This is a genomic window from Pseudomonas migulae, from assembly GCF_024169315.1.
Lineage (GTDB): Bacteria > Pseudomonadota > Gammaproteobacteria > Pseudomonadales > Pseudomonadaceae > Aquipseudomonas > Aquipseudomonas migulae_B.
Genome location: NZ_JALJWR010000001.1, coordinates 5,423,076 through 5,442,374, shown reverse-complemented (window position 1 = coordinate 5,442,374; position 19,299 = coordinate 5,423,076). Strand labels below are relative to the sequence as shown.

The window sequence follows — 19,299 nt, the reverse complement described above, 5'->3', positions numbered from 1 at the left end:
TGTCGTTTGTGGATTACATGATCGACTCAAATCCTGTAGGAGCGAGGCTTGCCCGCGAAGCTTTTAGACTGGCGGTAACCGCCACTCAATCGGCGTCTCGCCATTCTGCTCAAGAAACTTGTTGGTCCGACTGAAGTGCCCGCACCCAAGAAAACCGCGATAAGCGGACAGCGGTGACGGATGCACCGACGTCAGCACCAGATGCTTGGTCGCATCGATCAGTTTCTGCTTGCTCTGGGCATGCGCGCCCCACAGCATGAACACCAGATGCGGTTGCTGCTGACTGACCACTTCAATGATCCGATCCGTAAAAAACTGCCAGCCCTTGTCCTTGTGCGCATTGGCATTGGCGCGCTCAACGGTCATGGTGGTATTGAGCATCAGCACGCCCTGGTCGGCCCAGCTCTGCAGGTAGCCGTGATTGGGAATGTCGATGTTCAGGTCGCGTTTCAACTCTTTATAGATGTTCACCAGCGACGGCGGCGCCGGTACGCCCGGTTGCACCGAGAAGCACAAGCCATGGGCCTGGCCCGGGCCGTGATAAGGGTCCTGACCGAGGATGACGACCTTGACCTTGTCCAGCGGCGTCGAGTTGAGTGCATTGAAAATCATCGGTCCCGGAGGATAGATTTCCTTGCCCGCCGCACGTTCCTGTTGCAGGAAATTGCGCAACTCTGCCATGTAGGGCTGGTCGAACTCAGCACGCAGTGCCTCCTTCCAGCCCGGTTCGAGTTTGATACGGTCATCAGCAGTCATGGTTACATCCGGCAAAAACAATGGGGCGAACCCTAGGAAAGCCCGTCACGCTTGTCAATTGATCTGTCGCAGAACCGGCACTTTCCTGCATTGCGATCATACTGAACGCTCAAATTCCCGATCGAGGTCACGATGAATCTGCACTTCGAAGAACTCACCGGCACCGACGGCGCCCGCATCGGCGTTGCCAGCCTGGATGCTGAAAAGTCCCTGAACGCCCTGTCCTTGCCGATGATCAACGCCTTGCGCGATCAATTGGACGCCTGGGCCAAGGAGCCGCAAATCGTCTGCGTATTATTACGCGGCAAAGGTGCCAAGGCCTTTTGCGCCGGCGGCGAAGTGCGCAGCCTGGTGGAAGCCTGTCGCGCACATCCCGGTGAAGTACCGCCGCTGGCCGCGCATTTCTTCGCGGCGGAATACCGGCTGGACTACAGCCTGCACACCTACCCAAAACCGTTGATCTGCTGGGGCCACGGGTATGTGCTGGGAGGCGGCATGGGCCTGCTGCAGGGCGCAAACATCCGCATCGTCACGCCGAGCAGCCGATTGGCGATGCCGGAAATCAGCATTGGTTTGTACCCGGATGTCGGCGCCAGTTGGTTTCTGTCGCGCCTGCCCGGCAAGCTCGGTTTGTTCCTCGGCCTGACCGGTGCGCACATGAACGGTCGGGATGCGATCGATCTGGACCTGGCCGACCGTTTCCTGCTCGATGAACAGCAGGGAGAGCTGATCGAAGGCCTGCTGCAATTGAACTGGCAGGAACAGACGCCCATGCAGCTCAACAGTCTGCTCAAGGCCTTGCAGCAGGAAGCGCTCGCACAGATGCCCGAAGCCCAATGGCTGCCACGTCGTCAGCAGATCGATGAACTGCTGGACGTCAGTAACGTGGAATGCGCCTGGAAAGCCATCAGCCAACAGCGTGATAGCACCGACCTGCTACTCAGCCGTGCTGCGCGGACAATGAGTGAAGGTTCACCGCTGACCGCTCATCTGGTGTGGGAACAAATTGCCCGCGCCCGGCATATGTCGCTGGCTCAGGTTTTTCAGATGGAATACACCTTGAGCCTCAACTGCTGCCGTCATCCGGAATTCAGCGAAGGCGTACGGGCGCGATTGATCGACAAGGATCAGAAACCGCACTGGCATTGGCCGGACATCAATAATGTGCCGGATGCGGTGGTGGAGGCGCATTTTCATAAGGTTTGGGAGGGGCGGCATCCGCTGGCGGATTTGTAAGGCCACAAAACGAAATGTGGGAGCGAACCAGCTCGCTCCCACAGGCATTGCATTTAACTCATGTTACCGGTGACTGCCTCGTCCATCGCCGCGCCCATCATGGCCGCCCCGACCGCCCCGGCTATCGCGTCCACCGTGGCCGCCGCGATTGTCGTTGTTCCAATTGCCACGGTTACGGCCATCCCAACCGCCACGGCTATGACCGTCCCAGCCGCGACTCTGATGAGCCCGGTAGTCGCCTCGTGGCGACGGCTGGTAATAACGCGGGGCCGGTTGATAAACCCGCGGCTGGTGGTAGTACCGCGGTGTCGGCTGGTAATAGCGTGCCGGCGGTGAGTAATACCGGCGCTGCGACGTGTAGTAACCGCCATTCGAGTAGTAAGGCCCGCCACCGGAGTAGTACGGCGCAGGGGACGTGTACACCTCGGAACTGTAGTAGCTGCCTCCTCCATCGGCATAGGGCACGCACGCAACGATAGACAAACCCAGCACAGCAATCAGAAGAATTCGGCGATACATAGCGGCCTCCTGGACCGCGAGTGAGCCACACCAGCGACGCTGGCGAGCGACAGTCAATTATTCGGTGACTGTCGATAGATCAGACATCGATTTCGAAATCTGGTGCGGTCTTGCAACAAGTTGAAACATCTCGCCGATGAAAGGTTTTTCATCTATTCACGTGCTGATTAGTGGTGGCCACCGCGATATCCACCGCCGTAATGACGGGGCGAATGTCCGCCCCAATAGTAGTAGCGATAGCCGCCATAAAAGCGCGGGCCATAGTAGTAGCGCGGGCCGTAATAGTAGGAATACGGGGCATAGCCGGGATAGTAATAAGGCGTGGAATACACATCGTATGAGCCGGCGTAGTAATAACAGCCGGACAACCCGATACCGAGCACAGCACCCAGCAACAGTCGACGGAACATGGCGGCCTCCTGAAAGACCCACAGCCGATACGGGCCGGCTGACACCTGTTTTGACTGGCAATTAAACGGCGAGTGCCGGGCATTCACGACCTTCGGATCAGCGGCCGGCCACGCTACATCTCAGTGCACGGACGCACCATCACAAAGCAGCGAACCGCCCTTCCCTCCTGCCAACGAATGGCAATCCCTCGGCCCAGAGCGCTTCGGCCGACTTGGCACGGCTCTCGCTTTAACAAACCCGTGCAGGAGTCATCACAGGTTCGCGGCACCACAATTTGCAATGGCTGACTAGGGTTCCGGCTCGCTGACGCGAGTGGCTGGTCCGAGAGTTGGCGACCTCCAGTTGAGGTTACACGGCGGGACAAAAGCCCGGGAGACAAGCCACCGTTTACGGTGCCGCGTTGACTCCTGCCCGCCCTTGATCAACTGGAGAACCACCCATGCTCAAGCTTCGTTTACCCGCCCTGCTCGCCGCTGCGTTCGCAGCCTTCGTGAGCGTCTCGTCCCAGGCTGCGCAAAAAGACCACTTCAGCGTCTGCTGGACCATCTATGCCGGCTGGATGCCTTGGGAATACGCCGGCAGCCAAGGCATCGTCGACAAATGGGCGAAGAAGTACGGCATCAAGATTGATGTGGTGCAGCTCAACGATTACGTCGAATCCATCAACCAATACACCGCCGGCCAGTTCGACGGCTGCACCATGACCAACATGGACGCGCTGACCATTCCGGCGGCCGGTGGCGTCGACAGCACCGCGCTGATCGTCAGCGATTTCTCCAACGGCAACGACGGCATCGTGCTCAAGGGCGACGGAAAGAAAGTCACCGACCTCAAGGGCATGGACGTCAATCTGGTCGAACTGTCGGTTTCCCACTACCTGCTGGCCCGGGCACTGGATTCGGTGAACCTCACCGAGAAAGACCTGAAAGTGGTCAACACCTCCGACGCCGATATCTCGGCGGCTTTCAACACTGACCAGGTCAACGCTGTCACTACCTGGAACCCGATGCTTTCGGACATCAAGGCCAAGCCGGGCGTGACCGAAGTCTTCAACTCCAGCCAGATCCCCGGCGAAATCATGGACATGATGGTGGTCAACAGCGCCACCCTCAAAGACAACCCGGCCCTGGGCAAAGCGCTGACCGGCGCATGGTTCGAAGTGGTCGAGTTGATGAACGCGAAAAACGCCGCCAGCAAAGCCGCCCTCGAACACATGGCCAAGGCCTCGGGCACTGACCTGGCAGGTTTCCAGGCGCAACTCGACACCACCAAATTGTTCGCCACGCCCAAAGAAGCCCTGGCGTTCTCCACCAGCAAGCAGCTGCCGGAAACAATGCGCAAGGTCGCCGAGTTTTCCTTCCAGCACGGCTTGCTCGGAGAAGGCGCCAAGGACACCAGCGCCGTCGGCATGGCCTTCGCCAATGGTGTGACCAGCGGCGACAAGACCAACCTCAAGCTGCGCTTCGACCCGAGCTACGTGCAGATGGCCGCCGACGCCAAGCTGTAAGAAGAGGACCTGGCCATGCGCCTGATCAATCGCCACCCGGATCGCCCGAGTTGCCTGTTGTTGGTGATCCTGCCGTTCGCCCTGGTGCTGTTCGCCTACTTCATGGGCTCGGCCGAACGGCTGACGGACAACCCCAACGACAAACTGTTGCCGAGCGCCGTGCAGATGACCGATGCGGTGAAGCGCCTGGCGTTCACCGCCGACAGCCGCACCGGTGAATACGTGCTTTGGCAAGACACCGCATCCAGCCTGCGTCGGCTCGCGATCGGCCTCGGCATCAGTGCGTTGGCCGGGCTGTGCCTGGGCATTGCTGCCGGGACTTTGCCACTGTTCGGCGCGCCGTTGTCGCCGTTGCTGACAGTGCTGTCGATGGTGCCGCCGCTGGCGATCCTGCCGATCCTGTTCATCGTGTTCGGGCTGGGGGAATTGTCGAAAGTGATGCTGATCGTGATCGGCATCACCCCGTGTCTGGCACGGGACCTGGAACAGCGCGCCCGGGAAATTCCGGTGGAGTTGCTGATCAAGGCCCAGACCCTCGGCGCTTCAACCTGGACGTTGATGCTGCGCGTGGTGCTGCCGCAATTGCTGCCGCGCCTGCTGATCTCGCTGCGGCTGATGCTCGGCTCGGCGTGGTTGTTCCTGATTGCCGCCGAGGCCATCGCTTCCACCGACGGCCTGGGCTACCGGATTTTCCTCGTGCGTCGTTACCTGGCGATGGACGTGATTCTGCCGTACGTGGTGTGGATCACCCTGCTCGCCTGGCTGATGGATTGGGGCCTGAAGCGCCTGACTCAGCGTGCCTTCCCCTGGTATGAAGGAGCCCGCACATGAGCTTCATCACGGTAAAAAACGTCTGGCAGCAATACGCCGATCAGGTGGTGCTCGAAGGCTTGAACCTGAACGTCAACGAAGGTGAATTCTGCACCTTGGTCGGCGCCTCGGGTTGCGGCAAATCGACCTTTCTGCGGCTGTTGCTCGGTCAGGAGCGCGCCAGCCGTGGCGAGATTCTGCTGGATGGCCAGGCCCTGGCCGGCGAGCCGGATTCAAGCCGTGGCGTGGTGTTCCAGCGCTACTCGGTGTTCCCGCACCTGACGGTACTGGACAACGTCGCCCTCGGCCTCGAACTGCCGCGTTCGCCGCTGCTTGGGCGGTTGTTCGGCAGCTCTAAAAAAGATGCACGCGAACAGGCCTCGGTGCTGCTGCACAAAGTCGGCCTCGGCCACTCGCTGGACAAGTTCCCGGCGCAGCTTTCCGGTGGCATGCAACAACGGCTGGCCATCGCCCAGGCGCTGATCATGAAACCCCGCGTGTTGCTGCTCGACGAACCGTTCGGCGCCCTCGATCCGGGCATCCGCAAAGACATGCACGCCTTGTTGCTGGAGCTGTGGCGCGAGACGCAACTGACGGTATTCATGGTCACCCACGACCTGTCCGAAGGTTTCAGCCTCGGCACGCGATTGCTGGTGTTCGACAAGGTTCGCGTCGACCCGCACGCCCCCGGTGCCTATGGCGCGCGTATCACCTACGACATCCCTTTGAACAGCGACCGCCGCGCCTCCCGTGCCGCCGTCGATGCCTTGCCGGCTGAGCTGGCAGGCACGCTTCGTATCGCTTAGAGGAATCTGAACATGAATGATTCGACCCAACTGTTTCCGCCCTTCGCCGAAGAAATGCTCCCCGGCGGCGGCCATCGTTCGTTCGTCCTGAAACGCGGCCAACTGCTGCGCCTGACCGACCTGCGTGGCGGCGCCAACGTCAGCCTGACACTGCTCAACGCCAATGAAAAAACCGAACGCCTGAACCTGCCCGACAGCCTCAAGTGCCAACACACCGCCAAGCTCACCACCGGCCATTGCCTCTACTCGGACATGGGTCGCGTGCTGGCGGCAATCACCGCCGACACCTGCGGCTGGAGCGACAGCCTCGGCGGCGTGCTCTGCGCTGAGGAAGTCGCGGAAAAATACGGTGCGGGCCGCTACCAGGAACTGCGCAACGGCTTCTTCCGCAACGGCACCGACAACCTGTTGGTGGAACTCGGCAAGTGGGGTTTGGGCCTGTCGGACTTGTTGATGACGCTCAACCTGTTCAGCCGCGTGAACGTCGATGAAGCCGGGCGTTTCCACTTCGTCGAAGCCAATTCCAAGGCTGGTGATTACATCGAGTTGTACGCGCCGATGGACACGCTGGTGGTGCTCACCGCCCTGCAACATCCGATGGACCCGTCGCCGGACTACGCACCGAAATCCTTGAAGTTGAGCTGGATGAACGCCGACGCCAGCGTCGCCGAACACTGCCGCACTTCGCGCCCGGAAAACGAGCGCGGCTTTATCAACACCGACCGTCTGTTCGCCTGAGGATCGCTGCCATGTCACTCGCAATCGCTACCGCTCAAAAGCATCCAGACACGGCGGTCTATCGCGCCACCATCCCGGCCGGCGAACCCTGGCTGATGGAAGTCAAGGCTGGCCAGACCTTGCGCATTCTCGATCTGGAAGGCAACCAGGCCGTCGATACCTTGTTCTACAGCGTCGCCAACCCGAAAGAACGCTACGACGTGCAACGCACCTTGCGCCGGCAAAACAGCGTCTACCTGAGCACCGGCAGCGTGCTCTATTCCAACCTCGGCAAACCGATGCTGACCATCGTCGCCGACACCTGCGGCCGCCACGACACCCTCGGCGGGGCCTGCGCACAAGAGAGCAACACCGTGCGCTACGCGCTGGAGAAACGCTACATGCACAGCTGCCGCGACAACTACCTGCGCGCCTGCGTCCACGACGGTCGACTGGGCAAGGGTGACATCGGGCCGAACATCAATTTCTTCATGAACGTACCGGTCACCGCGGATGGCGGGCTGACGTTTGAAGACGGGATTTCAGCGCCGGGCAAGTACGTCGATCTGCGAGCGGAGATGGATGTGATCGTGCTCATTTCCAACTGCCCGCAACTGAACAATCCGTGCAATGCCTACAACCCTACGCCTGCGGAGTTATTGGTATGGAACTGAAAATGACGTGGTTGCGTAAATGGTTGTTTGCCCTGTGCCAGGCCCGTTCCGGGCAGTGCCTGAAATCTCCCGACCACCACTGAACCTGTGGGAGCGGGCTTGCCCGCGATGGCGGTATGTCAGACACATCACTGTTGAATGTGCCGACCCAATCGCGGGCAAGCCCGCTCCCACAGGTTCGGTGTTGTTCGCCAGAGAATTGATTCTGCCGTCGGGGACGACCCCGGCGCTTATCGAAAACTGCGGGACGGCCCGCATCCCCTCCGGGGTCTATGCCATGTTCGAAAAAGTCCTGATTGCCAACCGTGGCGCGATTGCCTGCCGCATCCTGCGCACCTTGCGTGAACTGCACGTCAACGGCGTCGCCGTGTACTCCGAAGCCGATGCCGCGAGCCTGCACATTCTGCAAGCCGATGAAGCCCACAGCCTCGGTGAAGGCGCGGCGGCCGACACCTACCTGGCGGTCGACAAAATCCTCGCCATCGCCAAAGCCACCGGCGCCACGGCGATCCATCCCGGCTACGGTTTCCTCTCGGAAAACGCCGCGTTCGCCGAAGCCTGTGAGGCCGCCGACATCGCCTTCATCGGCCCGACGCCAGAGCAACTGCGCGTGTTCGGCCTCAAGCACACTGCGCGCGCACTGGCCAAACAACACGGCGTGCCGATGCTCGAAGGCACCGAGTTGCTCGACAGCCTCGACGCGGCGTTGATCGCCGGTGAACAAGTCGGTTACCCGGTGATGCTCAAAAGCACCGCCGGCGGTGGCGGCATCGGCATGCGCGTGTGCCGCAGCGCTGCCGAGCTGAGCGAATCCTTTGAAGCAGTGAAACGTCTCGGCCAGAACAACTTCAGTGACGCAGGAGTGTTCATTGAGAAGTACATCCAGCGCGCGCGGCACCTGGAAGTTCAGGTGTTCGGTGACGGTCGTGGTGAAGTGATCGCCCTCGGCGTGCGCGACTGCTCGGTGCAGCGCCGCAACCAGAAAGTCCTCGAAGAAACCCCGGCGCCGAACCTGCCCGAAGGCATGGCCGAAGAGTTGTGTGCAGCCGCGATCAAACTGGCCAAAGCCGTGAATTACCGCAGCGCCGGTACTGTGGAGTTCGTCTTCGACAGCGACGCCAGGCGCTTCTATTTTCTCGAAGTGAACACCCGTTTGCAGGTGGAGCACGGCGTCACCGAGCAGGTTTGGGGTGTGGACCTGGTGCGCTGGATGGTGGAACTGGCGGCCGGGGATTTGCCGCCGTTGAGCGAGTTGAACCAAGGCTTGAAAGCCGACGGCCATGCGATTCAGGCACGTCTTTATGCGGAAGACCCGGGTCGTGATTTTCAGCCCAGCCCTGGATTGCTGACCGCTGTAAATTTCCCTGTCGCCGATGGCCAACAGCTGCGCATCGACACCTGGGTCGAGGCCGGTTGCGAGATTCCGCCGTACTTCGATCCGATGATCGCCAAGGTCATCTGCTGGGCGCCGACTCGCGAAGAAGCGCGTGCCGATCTGCATCAGGGATTGGGCGACAGCCTGCTCTACGGTGTGGAAACCAACCGCGATTATCTGCGGCAGATTCTGCTCGACACACCGTTTGCCAGCGGTCAGCCGTGGACCCGTTGCCTCGAAGGTCTGGTCTATCAGGCCAACACGTTCGAAGTGCTCAGCGCCGGCACACAGACCAGCGTTCAGGACTATCCCGGCCGACTTGGATACTGGGCCGTGGGCGTGCCGCCGTCGGGGCCGATGGACAGTCGAGCGTTGCGTTTGGGCAACCTTTTGCTGGGTAACGATGAAGGCGCCGCCGCGCTGGAAATCACCATGAGCGGGCCGTTGCTGCGCTTCAATTGCGACGCCGTAGTGGCGGTGACCGGGGCGGTGATTCCACTGACGTTGAATGGTGAAACCGTCGCGATGAACACGGCGCTGCTGATTCCCGCCGGTGCCACATTGAGCCTCGGGACGATTGCCGGTGCAGGCGCTCGCAGTTATCTGTGCCTGCGTGGCGGGCTGCAAGTGCCGGATTATCTGGGCAGTAAAAGTACCTTCACCCTGGGGCAGTTTGGTGGGCATGGTGGTCGGGCATTGCGGGCGGGGGACGTGTTGCATGTGCCTGCTTTGATCGATCGCGGCGTCGGTCAACAACTGGACCACATAACCGACTTGCCTGCCGTGCGTCAGATTCGGGTGATCTACGGCCCGCACGGCGCACCGGAATACTTCACCGAAAACTACATCGGCACCTTCTTCGCGACTCAGTGGGAAGTGCATTTCAACTCCAGCCGTACCGGCGTGCGGTTGATCGGGCCGAAGCCGGAATGGGTGCGCGCTGATGGTGGTGAAGCGGGGCTGCATCCGTCGAACATTCATGACAATCCGTATGCCATTGGCGCGGTGGATTTCACCGGGGACATGCCGGTGATCCTCGGCCCGGATGGTCCGAGCCTGGGCGGGTTTGTGTGCCCGGTGACGGTGATCGAGGCGGACCTTTGGCAGCTGGGGCAGCTCAAGGCTGGTGACAAAGTCCAGTTCCTCCCCGTCGATCTCAAGACCGCCCGCACTCTCGCCCTGAAATGGAATCCCCCCTGTGGGAGCGGGCTTGCTCGCGAAGGGGCCGTGTCAGTCGGCATTGATGTGTCTGACAAATCGCATTCGCGAGCAAGCCCGCTCCCACAGGGGGTTGTGTCGCCTGTGGTTTTGGATTTGGGTCAGGGAGATACGCGATTGGTTGCGAGGCTGTCGGGGGATACGCATCTTCTGCTGGAAATCGGCGCACCGGAACTGGATCTGGTCCTGCGCTTCCGCGCCCACGCCCTCATGCAATCCCTGGAAAGCAAAACCCTGCACGGCGTAATCGACCTCACCCCGGGCATCCGCTCGCTGCAAGTGCACTACCAACCCGAACAGCTGCCACTGACCGATCTGCTCGGCATCGTCGCCGGAGAATGGGACGCGGTGTGCGCCACCAGGGACCTGCAAGTTCCCTCGCGCATCGTCCACTTGCCGCTGTCCTGGGACGACCCGGCTTGCCAGTTGGCCATCGAGAAATACATGACCACCGTGCGCAAGGATGCGCCGTGGTGCCCGAGTAATCTGGAGTTCATCCGCCGCATCAACGACCTGCCGAACCTCGACGAAGTGCAGCGTACGGTGTTCGACGCCAGCTATCTGGTGATGGGCCTGGGCGACGTTTATCTAGGTGCACCGGTCGCCACCCCGCTCGACCCGAGACACCGTCTGGTGACCACCAAATACAACCCGGCCCGCACCTGGACTGCGGAGAATTCGGTGGGCATCGGTGGCGCCTACATGTGCGTGTACGGCATGGAAGGCCCCGGCGGTTATCAGTTCGTCGGTCGTACGTTACAGATGTGGAACCGCTACCGCGAAGTCGCCGCGTTCGAGGGCAAGCCGTGGCTGCTGCGCTTCTTCGACCAGATCCGCTTCTACCCGGTGAGCGCCGATGAACTGCTGCGCATCCGTCGGGACTTCCCCCTCGGGCGCTTCGATCTGAACATCGAACACAGCCAGTTGAACCTCGCGGACTATCAGGCGTTCCTGACGAAAGAAGCCGAGACCATCGCCGCGTTTCGCGAGCAGCAACAAGGCGCGTTCAACGCCGAGCGCGAACGCTGGATCGCCAGCGGTCAGGCGCATTTCGACAGTGAAGAACCGGCCCCGGAAACGACCGCAGACGCAGCGCTGGCCAGCGGTGAAATGAGCGTCGACAGCCACATCGCCGGCAACCTCTGGCAGGTTCAGGTTGAGACCGGCAGCCGTGTTCAGGCCGGTGATGTGCTGGTGATTCTGGAGTCGATGAAGATGGAAATTCCGCTGCTCGCGCCCATGGCCGGCGTGGTGCGCGAGATTCGCGTGCAACCGGGTTCGGCGGTGCGTGCCGGACAGCGCGTCGTGGTGCTGGAACTCGACTGAACCCATTTTGGAAAAGGACTCACTTCATGACCATCAATCTGCAACTCGACGCCCTGCGCAGTGCTTACCGCGTCGGCAACATCACGCCACGTCAATTGCTGCTGAGTCTGCGCGACAGAGCCGCGGCGCTGAACCCGGACTATCACCTGTTCATCCACTTGCTCAGTGTCGAAGAACTGGAACCGTACTTCGCTGCGCTCGACGGTCGGGACATCGACAGCCTGCCGCTGTACGGCGTGCCGTTCGCGATCAAGGACAACATCGATCTGGCGGGCATTCCGACCACGGCAGCGTGCCCGGCGTTTGCCTATGTACCGCAGCAATCAGCGACCATCGTCGAGCAGTTGCTGGCACTGGGGGCGATCCCGCTGGGCAAGACCAATCTTGATCAGTTCGCCACCGGGCTCAACGGCAGCCGCTCGCCGTATGGCGCCTGCCCGAACAGCGTGTTGACGGAGTATCCGTCGGGCGGTTCCAGCGCCGGGTCTTCGCTGGCAGTGGCACTGGGGGTGGCGAGTTTTTCGTTGGGCACGGACACGGCGGGTTCCGGGCGCGTGCCGGCGGCACTGAACAATCTGGTGGGGATGAAAGCCAGCAAAGGGTTGATCTCCACGGCGGGTGTGGTGCCGGCCTGTCGTACGCTCGATTGCGTCACGACGTTTACCGCGACGGCGCGGGAGGCGAGTCAGTTGCTGGCGCTCACCGCACACCTTGATCCGCGGGATGAGTACAGCCGCGCCAACCCGCAGTGGAATGACGGCTCGGCGTTTGGCACGCCGCGTCCGTTCCGCTTTGGTGTGCCGCGTGCGCAGGACCTGGCGTTTTTCGGTTGCCCGGAAGGTCCGCTGTTGTTTGGAGACGCCATCGATCAGCTCAAGGCGTTGGGCGGTGAAGCTGTGGAACTGGATATGTCGCCGTTTCTCGAAGCCGCGCGTTTGCTTTATGAAGGCCCGTGGGTGGCTGAGCGCTACAGCGTTGCCGGTGAGTTGATGGAGCAGAATCCTCAAGCGGTGTTGCCGGTGATTCGCGCCGTGCTGGCCAAGGCGCCAGCGGTGAGCGGCGTGCAAACGTTCCGCGCGCAGTATCGGCTGCAAGCCTTGAAAGCCCTGTGCGACAAGGCGCTGGAACAACTGGATTGCGTGGTCACCCCGACCATCGGCCGCCCGGTGACGTTGGCGGAACTTGAGGCTGAGCCGGTGCTGCGCAATTCGGAACTGGGCTACTACACCAACTTCATGAACCTGCTCGATTACGCTGCCGTCGCGGTGCCAAGCGGGTTCATGGGCAATGGTTTGCCGTGGGGTGTGACGCTGTTTGGTCGGGCGTTTACCGATCAGTATTTGCTGAGCGTGGCGGATGCGTTTCAGCGTCGTTCGGAGGCGCCTGCACCTTCGGCAGTCGCCCGCAATGACCGCGCTCGGTTGGTGGTGTGCGGTGCGCATCTGGATGGATTGGCGTTGAACTGGCAGTTGAAGCGGCGCGGCGCGACGTTGGTCGAGACGACGTTCAGCTCGCCGGACTATCAGCTGTATGCGTTGGCCGGCGGTCCGCCGTTTCGTCCGGGGATGGTTCGGGTGAAGGACGGCGGTGTGGCGATTGCGGTGGAAGTGTGGGAATTGCCGAGCAGTGAACTGGGGTCGTTCCTGACCGGGATTCCGGCGCCGCTGGGGTTGGGCAAGGTGCAATTGGCGGATGGTCGTTGGGAGAGCGGGTTTATCTGTGAGGCATATGGATTGGAAGGTGCGGTGAATATCAGTCATCTGGGTGGATGGCGGGCGTATCTGACAGATCGGGGTTGATCTCACGATTCGCGGGCAAGCCCGCTCCCACAGGTTTTGCGCAGTCCTTGTGGGAGCGGGCTTGCCCGCGATGGCGTCCGCACAGACGCTATCGCACCTGATCCCGACCGATTCACCCCACAAATCACGCAGTTATTTCCCCGCAGTCCCACTAGAATGCTTGCCATCGGGTCACTGCCAACGGAATCGTCATGCCGCTTCACTCGCCGCTGTATTCGCAACGTTCGCTGGTCCTCACGCTAATCGCATTGCTGGGCGCGGGTTTTCTCGCCACTTCATTCCTCAGCTACTACGCCTCGCGCGCCTCGATCCGCGACAACATCGTCAATACCGAGCTGCCGCTGACATCCGACACGGTCTATTCGGAAATCCAGAAAGACCTCGTCAGACCGATCCTGATTTCCTCGATGATGTCCCGCGACACCTTCATGCGCGACTGGGTGGTCAATGGCGAAAAAGACCCCGACCAGATGACCCGTTACCTCAACGAGGTCATGACCCACTACGGCGCCTACACCGCATTTTTCGTCTCCAACGGCACGCTCACTTACTACCACGCCAAAGGCGTGCTCAAGCAAGTCAAAGTCACTGAACCGCGCGACGCCTGGTACTTCCGCGTGCGGGACATGGCCGATCCCTACGAGATCAACGTCGACCCGGACCTTGCCAACAAAGACAACCTGACCTTCTTCATCAACTACAAGGTCTACGACTACAACAACCGTTTCATCGGTGCGGCGGGCGTCGGCCTGACGGTGGATGCGGTAATCAAGCTGATCGACAAGTATCAACAGCGCTACCAGCGCAGCGTGTATTTCGTCGACAACTTCGGTCGGCTGGTGCTCACCGGTGCCGATGGCGGCCCGCAAGGTTCGCGAGTCGGGCAAACCCTTGGCGAACTCGACAGCATGAAGAGCCTCGTCAGCCAACTGCCCAAACCCCACAGCGGCAGCTACGAATATTCCGTCCAGGGTCAGGGACATTTCCTCAACGTGCGGTTCATTCCGGAACTGAACTGGTACCTGTTCGTCGACAAACGCGAAGACGGCGCCCTGAGTGAAATCCGTCAGTCGCTGTACCTCAACCTGCTGATCTGCCTGCTCGTTACGCTGATCGTGCTGATGCTGCTCAACCGCGTGATCAAGCGCTATCAGGGCAAGATCCAGGCGCAGGCGACGCTGGACAGCCTCACCGAACTGCCGAACCGTCGCGGCTTCGACTTGCTGGCCGCGCAAGCCATGCACGAAGCCCAACGTGAACCGAAACCGCTGACCGCGTTGCTGCTGGACCTGGACCACTTCAAAGTCTTGAACGACACCTACGGTCACCTCGCCGGCGATCAGGTGCTGATCGGTTTCGCACGAGACCTCGAGAGTTGTTTGCGTCATTCCGACATCGTGTGTCGCTGGGGTGGTGAAGAGTTCATCGTGCTGCTCAAGGACACGGACGGTGAGACCGGTCTGATGATCGCCGAGAAAATTCGCCACCACGTCGAGCACCAGCGTTATGCCTACAACGGTCACGCCTTGCAACTGACCGTCAGCATTGGCTTGACCACACTGCAGCCGGATGAAACCCTGCACACCCTGCTTTCCCGGGCCGATCATGCGATGTATCGGGCCAAGCAATCCGGCCGTAACCGAACCTGCGCGGAAATGTCCCACACCAGTTATGCATAGCCCTACATGAACAAACCTGAATTCTGCCCGGCCTGCGGCGCCTCCAATGACTGCAGCCTGGCCGACCCTCGAACCGCCGATCGGCCCTGCTGGTGCTACGGCGTCAGCATCGACCCGGCGGTGCTCGAAGCGCTGCCTGCCGAGCTGCGTGACAAATCCTGCCTGTGCCCACGTTGCGCGCAGGTCGAGTCGCAGTTGTAAGCAGCGGCCCGGCCGATCGCGTAAGATGCGCGGCCCTTTTCCTACCGATCTCACTCCATGCGCGTTGACCGTTTCCTCAGCAACCTGCCTCGCTTCAACCGTCAGCAGGTTCGCCTGTTGCTGGTGGAAAAGCGCGTGCGGGTCGACGGAAAAATCGTCAGCGACCCGCACACCGAGGTGCTGGAGTTCAGCCGTGTCGAAGTCGATGAAGAAGTCCTGCAAGTCGGCAAACCCGCCCGCTACTTCATGCTGCACAAGCCGCCCGGTTGCGTCAGCGCCACCCGCGACCCGGAGCACCCGACCGTCCTCGACCTGATCCACGAGCCGGACAAGGAAGACCTGCACATCGCCGGCCGCCTGGATTTCAACACCACTGGCCTGATGCTGATCACCAACGACGGCAGCTGGTCGCGACGCCTGACCCAACCGCAGACCAAACTGCCCAAGGTCTATTACGTCGAGACTGAACAGGAGATCGGCCCCGAATACGCGCTGAAATTCACCGAGGGGTTGTACTTCGCCTTCGAAGACCTCACCACCCAACCGGCCAAGCTGATCGTGCTCGGGCCGACCTCGGCGCGATTGAGCATCGTCGAAGGTCGTTATCACCAGGTGAAACGGATGTTCGGCCACTTCGACAACAAAGTGCTGCGCCTGCACCGCGAATCCATGGGTCCGCTGGTGCTCGATAACGCGCTAAAACCGGGCGAGTACCGACCGTTGCGCACCGAAGAGATCCATTTGATCTAAGCAGCCTACCGCTCAGCAGAAGTTGTCGAACAATTTACCAATGGCACTTGCGCGATCCCCTCTCCCCTGCTTGAATCAGGTCGTCAGCCGAAATGTGACTGACGAGTCACAACATACTTCTAAGAAACTTTTTGTCGGTTAGAGAACCCTCAGGTTCCGCGTTGCACCGGCAGACTGCCCGCCAATAATAATACCCGTCGACCTGCTTTAACGGATCGACATGGGCCTCTCAAATTCCAGGCGTATGCCTACCTGTCACAAAGCTCGTGCAATCTCATTTGCGCGCATACCCGCTTGCCAGGAGTCTTATGACATGAGGCCAGAAATCGCTGTGCTGGATATACAGGGTCAGTATCGGGTTTACACGGAGTTCTATCGCGCAGACGCCGCAGAGAAGACCATTATCTTGGTCAACGGCTCGATGGCCACGACTGCGTCGTTTGCACAAACCGTGAAAAACCTCCACCCGCAGTTCAATGTGGTTTGCTACGACCAGCCCTACGCGGGCAGGTCAAAAGCCCACAACCTGCATGAGAAATTGCTGACCAAGGAAGTCGAAGGGCAGATCCTCCTGGAGCTGATCGACCACTTCGCCGCCGAACACGTGCTGTCGTTTTCCTGGGGTGGCGCCGCGACCCTGGTCGCCCTCGCCCAACGGCCACGGCGCATCGAAAAAGCCGTGATCAGCTCGTTCTCCCCGGAGATCAACGCGCACATGCTCGACTACCTCGAGCGCGGTGTTGACTACCTCGGCAGCCGTGACGGCGACCGGGTCGGCAACCTGGTGAACAGCACCATCGGTAAACACTTGCCGACCCTGTTCAAGCGCTTCAACTACCGGCACGTCAGCAGCCTGGCCGATCATGAATACGGGCAGATGCACTTCCACATCAGCGACCTGCTGCACAGCGATCGCGAGTGCTTCCTCAAGGCCTCGGAAAAAATTAACGTGCCTGTGCTGTTCATGAACGGCGAATGGGACGAATACACCGCCGCCGAAGGCGCGCGACTATTCGCCAATCGCGTGCAACACGCCACCTTCACGACGCTGGACGCGACGGGCCACTTTCTCGACATGGAACACAAAGCCGCCTGCCGAGACAGTCGCAATGCGCTGCTGGGTTTCCTGAAACCTGAGCAACAGGCAAGCCGACCGCGTTACCACTACGTCCAGGACCACCATGCATTCGCAATCTGAAACAGCGTCATCGCGAGCAAGCTTCGCAGCCTAACGCCGTACTGTAGGAGCGAGGCTTGCCCGCGAACGACCGTCACCCGGTCCGATGTCTTGTTTCACCTGCGCTAAAGCCATCCCGCGCAAAGAAAAACTTCATTTCCACGCGCACATCTGGTACAAAGTCAGCCGCTCTGAGCGGGTGTCGTATAATGGCATTACTCCAGCTTCCCAAGCTGATAACGAGGGTTCGATTCCCTTCACCCGCTCCAATCGAATTTTTGGTCTCACGTTGAGTTTTGACGGGAGATGCAGGTACAGAAAAAACCGGCCTTGATGGCCGGTTTTTTTGTGTCTGGGATTTGGTGGAATTGCCTTTTGCCCTCAAGGCAGTTACGACTAAGCTGAGCTACGTTAACGTTTTTTTTGGTAATCACGGTTTTAGTATCAAAATTCACACCGAATTAGTATTTTCGCACCCCATAAAATTAACGTTTTCGCGCCACAATAGCATTCTGTTAACGTTTTCATTGCTCTGTTAAGGAATTCGCCAATGCCAGTCGGTTTCAAGGCCCTCGCCGAACGCTATGCCATCGCACTTGCACAGCCTCTGCGCGTCGAGTCCACGATTGGCTCTGCACGTGTCAGCCGCGAAAGTGACGGTAATGTGAAGAACCGGTATCCGCAAAGTTACAGACCTGCGGACGATTTCGCCGGACATTTCGAATTCGGTCTCAAGTACGAAGAGATTCATCTTGAGTTCTTTGCTCGCCTCTTTGCGGCGATAGGCCCGCAGCCTGTCGAAGACTGGTGTCGACGAGAACCTTTCGGCCAATACGCCCGGCGCACCGGATTCCTTTACGAATGGCTGACAGGGGAACGTCTGGATGTGCCAGACGTGACCAATGGCCCCTATGTCGACATACTTTCACCCCAAAAATACCTGACTCGTCGCGAGCCACTGCGAACGCGACGCTGGCGAATCAATAACAACCTGCCCGGGACGGCAGAGTTCTGCCCTTTGGTTCGTCGCACGGCGTCAGTGCAGGAAGCTTTGCAGTTCGATCTACGTGCAGCATTGGATGAGCTGGATCAGGCCTTTGGCGCCGACATCCTTTTGCGTACGGCCAGTTGGCTGACATTCAAGGAATCGCGCGCGAGCTTCCTTATTGAAAAGGAAGCCGACCAGGCGGATCGCATTCAGCGGTTCGCCCATGTCATTGCCCAGCATTGCGGGCATATCGAAAACCCGTTGAGCGACGACAGCCTGCAGTCTCTGCAAGCGGGCATTTTGGGGCGTAATGCCATCGGACTAGGCTTGCGGCGCTCTCCAGTTTTTGTAGGTCAGGCCACAATGCGCGAGGACATCGTGCATTACATCGCCCCCCACTTCGCGGACCTTGCGCCACTGTTGGCAGGACTCAACGAATTCGAGGTCGCAACCCGTGGCGCGGAGTCACTGGCACGTGCGGCTGTGTTGGCATTTGGCTTCGTGTACATCCATCCCATGCGCGATGGCAACGGCCGGATTCATCGTTTCCTGATCAACGACACCCTGATTCGGGACAAGGCCGTGCCCGACGGAGTGATCCTGCCAGTGTCAGCCACAATCACCAGTTCGATCGACTTCAGGGCCGGATACGATCGTACGCTCGAAGTGTTCTCGCGACCGTTCATGCGGCGTTACGCGACGGCCTATCGATTCGGCGAACTCGTGACCTACGAGGATGGCACTCCCAGCAACTTCATCTTCGATGAATACACGGACGCAGGCTTTGCCTGGCGGTATCCCGATCTGACCGAGCACGTCCTGTACACCGCACGCGTGGTCGAGCACACGATTCGAACGGAAATGGCGGATGAAGCCAGAGTGCTGGTGATCTTTCAACGGGCTCAAGAGCAATTGAAAGAAGTACTGGAGATGCCAGACCAGGATGCGAACCGCATCATTCGATCCATCAAGGAGAATGGTTGGATGGTGTCGGGCAAGCTGAAAAAAGGGTATCCGCAGCTTGAAGATGAGGGCATGGCGGGACGTGTTGTGGAGGCTGTGCGTTCTGCATTCGAGCGATAGCGGCTGGCGAAAAGTGAAGAAGCAGGTCGAAGTGGCCGGTTTTTTATGCCTGAAGATTTAGCTATGCAAGCACTCCGGTCGGGCCGGCAAAACCCTGCAATACAGAAAACGCCTCATTTGCGGCCATCTCCGAACTCTATCCTCACGCCCTCCTAGACTCGTTTCTCACATCACCTTTCCATCAGCGCCGAGAAGGCTCAGTGGTTATAGTGTTGATCATATAAATTCAGTAGGTATAGTAACCACCTAAGCACACCACACGGAGGT

Annotated in this window: 16 protein-coding genes, 1 tRNA gene and 1 riboswitch; of the genes, 14 read left to right on the top strand and 3 right to left on the bottom strand. The window is 59.9% G+C overall.

The window, feature by feature from the left end:
- Positions 1 to 63: 63 nt before the first annotated feature.
- Complete coding sequence (ung, locus tag J2Y86_RS24930; protein WP_010462292.1) at positions 64 to 756, bottom strand: uracil-DNA glycosylase; 693 nt, start codon at positions 754 to 756, stop codon at positions 64 to 66.
- Positions 757 to 888: 132 nt separating this feature from the next.
- On the opposite strand from ung, the gene J2Y86_RS24925 reads away from it, so the two are divergent.
- A complete protein-coding gene (locus tag J2Y86_RS24925; RefSeq protein ID WP_253437716.1) occupies positions 889 to 1,992 on the top strand; it encodes an enoyl-CoA hydratase/isomerase family protein in 1,104 nt (367 codons plus the stop codon).
- Positions 1,993 to 2,055: 63 nt separating this feature from the next.
- Here J2Y86_RS24925 and J2Y86_RS24920 read toward each other — a convergent pair whose 3' ends face one another.
- Positions 2,056 to 2,511 carry a hypothetical protein gene (locus J2Y86_RS24920; protein ID WP_253437713.1) on the bottom strand — a complete coding sequence of 152 codons (456 nt, stop codon included), beginning with the start codon at positions 2,509 to 2,511 and terminating at the stop codon, positions 2,056 to 2,058.
- A gap of 167 nt (positions 2,512 to 2,678) precedes the next feature.
- The gene (locus tag J2Y86_RS24915; protein WP_253437710.1) at positions 2,679 to 2,921 is read right to left on the bottom strand and encodes a hypothetical protein; all 243 of its coding nucleotides are present in this window, start codon (positions 2,919 to 2,921) and stop codon (positions 2,679 to 2,681) included.
- Between the two features lie 277 nt (positions 2,922 to 3,198).
- Positions 3,199 to 3,299, top strand: a riboswitch (guanidine-I (ykkC/yxkD leader).
- A gap of 62 nt (positions 3,300 to 3,361) precedes the next feature.
- Between J2Y86_RS24915 and J2Y86_RS24910 the strand changes: the two genes are divergently transcribed.
- The 13 genes from J2Y86_RS24910 to J2Y86_RS24850 all read left to right on the top strand — a co-directional run bounded on the left by J2Y86_RS24910 (position 3,362) and on the right by J2Y86_RS24850 (position 19,032).
- Positions 3,362 to 4,429: a putative urea ABC transporter substrate-binding protein gene (locus J2Y86_RS24910; protein ID WP_253437707.1), complete on the top strand. Its 1,068-nt coding sequence runs from the start codon at positions 3,362 to 3,364 to the stop codon at positions 4,427 to 4,429.
- A gap of 15 nt (positions 4,430 to 4,444) precedes the next feature.
- On the top strand, positions 4,445 to 5,260 hold the full coding sequence (locus J2Y86_RS24905; protein ID WP_253437704.1) for an ABC transporter permease: 816 nt from the start codon (positions 4,445 to 4,447) through the stop codon (positions 5,258 to 5,260).
- Entirely contained in the window at positions 5,257 to 6,045 is a 789-nt protein-coding gene (locus tag J2Y86_RS24900) for an ABC transporter ATP-binding protein (protein ID WP_253437701.1), read from the top strand. The genes J2Y86_RS24905 and J2Y86_RS24900 overlap by 4 nt, the downstream gene beginning before the upstream one ends.
- A gap of 12 nt (positions 6,046 to 6,057) precedes the next feature.
- Positions 6,058 to 6,783, top strand: coding sequence for an urea amidolyase associated protein UAAP1 (locus J2Y86_RS24895; RefSeq protein ID WP_253437698.1), 726 nt, complete (start codon positions 6,058 to 6,060; stop codon positions 6,781 to 6,783).
- Positions 6,784 to 6,794: 11 nt separating this feature from the next.
- Positions 6,795 to 7,436, top strand: a complete 642-nt coding sequence (locus tag J2Y86_RS24890; RefSeq protein WP_253437694.1) for an urea amidolyase associated protein UAAP2 — start codon at positions 6,795 to 6,797, stop codon at positions 7,434 to 7,436.
- A 277-nt stretch (positions 7,437 to 7,713) separates the two neighbouring features.
- Positions 7,714 to 11,355 (top strand): urea carboxylase, encoded by a 3,642-nt coding sequence (uca, locus tag J2Y86_RS24885; protein ID WP_253437691.1) that lies wholly within the window; start codon positions 7,714 to 7,716, stop codon positions 11,353 to 11,355.
- A gap of 26 nt (positions 11,356 to 11,381) precedes the next feature.
- Entirely contained in the window at positions 11,382 to 13,154 is a 1,773-nt protein-coding gene (gene atzF / locus J2Y86_RS24880; RefSeq protein WP_253437688.1) for an allophanate hydrolase, read from the top strand.
- 191 nt (positions 13,155 to 13,345) lie between these two features.
- Positions 13,346 to 14,833, top strand: coding sequence for a sensor domain-containing diguanylate cyclase (locus J2Y86_RS24875; RefSeq protein ID WP_253437684.1), 1,488 nt, complete (start codon positions 13,346 to 13,348; stop codon positions 14,831 to 14,833).
- Between the two features lie 6 nt (positions 14,834 to 14,839).
- Positions 14,840 to 15,034: a cysteine-rich CWC family protein gene (locus tag J2Y86_RS24870; protein ID WP_253437682.1), complete on the top strand. Its 195-nt coding sequence runs from the start codon at positions 14,840 to 14,842 to the stop codon at positions 15,032 to 15,034.
- A 57-nt stretch (positions 15,035 to 15,091) separates the two neighbouring features.
- On the top strand, positions 15,092 to 15,784 hold the full coding sequence (locus tag J2Y86_RS24865; RefSeq protein ID WP_253437679.1) for a pseudouridine synthase: 693 nt from the start codon (positions 15,092 to 15,094) through the stop codon (positions 15,782 to 15,784).
- 313 nt (positions 15,785 to 16,097) lie between these two features.
- Positions 16,098 to 16,982 carry an alpha/beta fold hydrolase gene (locus J2Y86_RS24860; protein WP_253437676.1) on the top strand — a complete coding sequence of 295 codons (885 nt, stop codon included), beginning with the start codon at positions 16,098 to 16,100 and terminating at the stop codon, positions 16,980 to 16,982.
- A gap of 174 nt (positions 16,983 to 17,156) precedes the next feature.
- A tRNA-Gly gene (locus tag J2Y86_RS24855) sits at positions 17,157 to 17,230 on the top strand.
- 281 nt (positions 17,231 to 17,511) lie between these two features.
- Complete coding sequence (locus J2Y86_RS24850; protein WP_253437673.1) at positions 17,512 to 19,032, top strand: Fic family protein; 1,521 nt, start codon at positions 17,512 to 17,514, stop codon at positions 19,030 to 19,032.
- Positions 19,033 to 19,299: the final 267 nt, after the last annotated feature.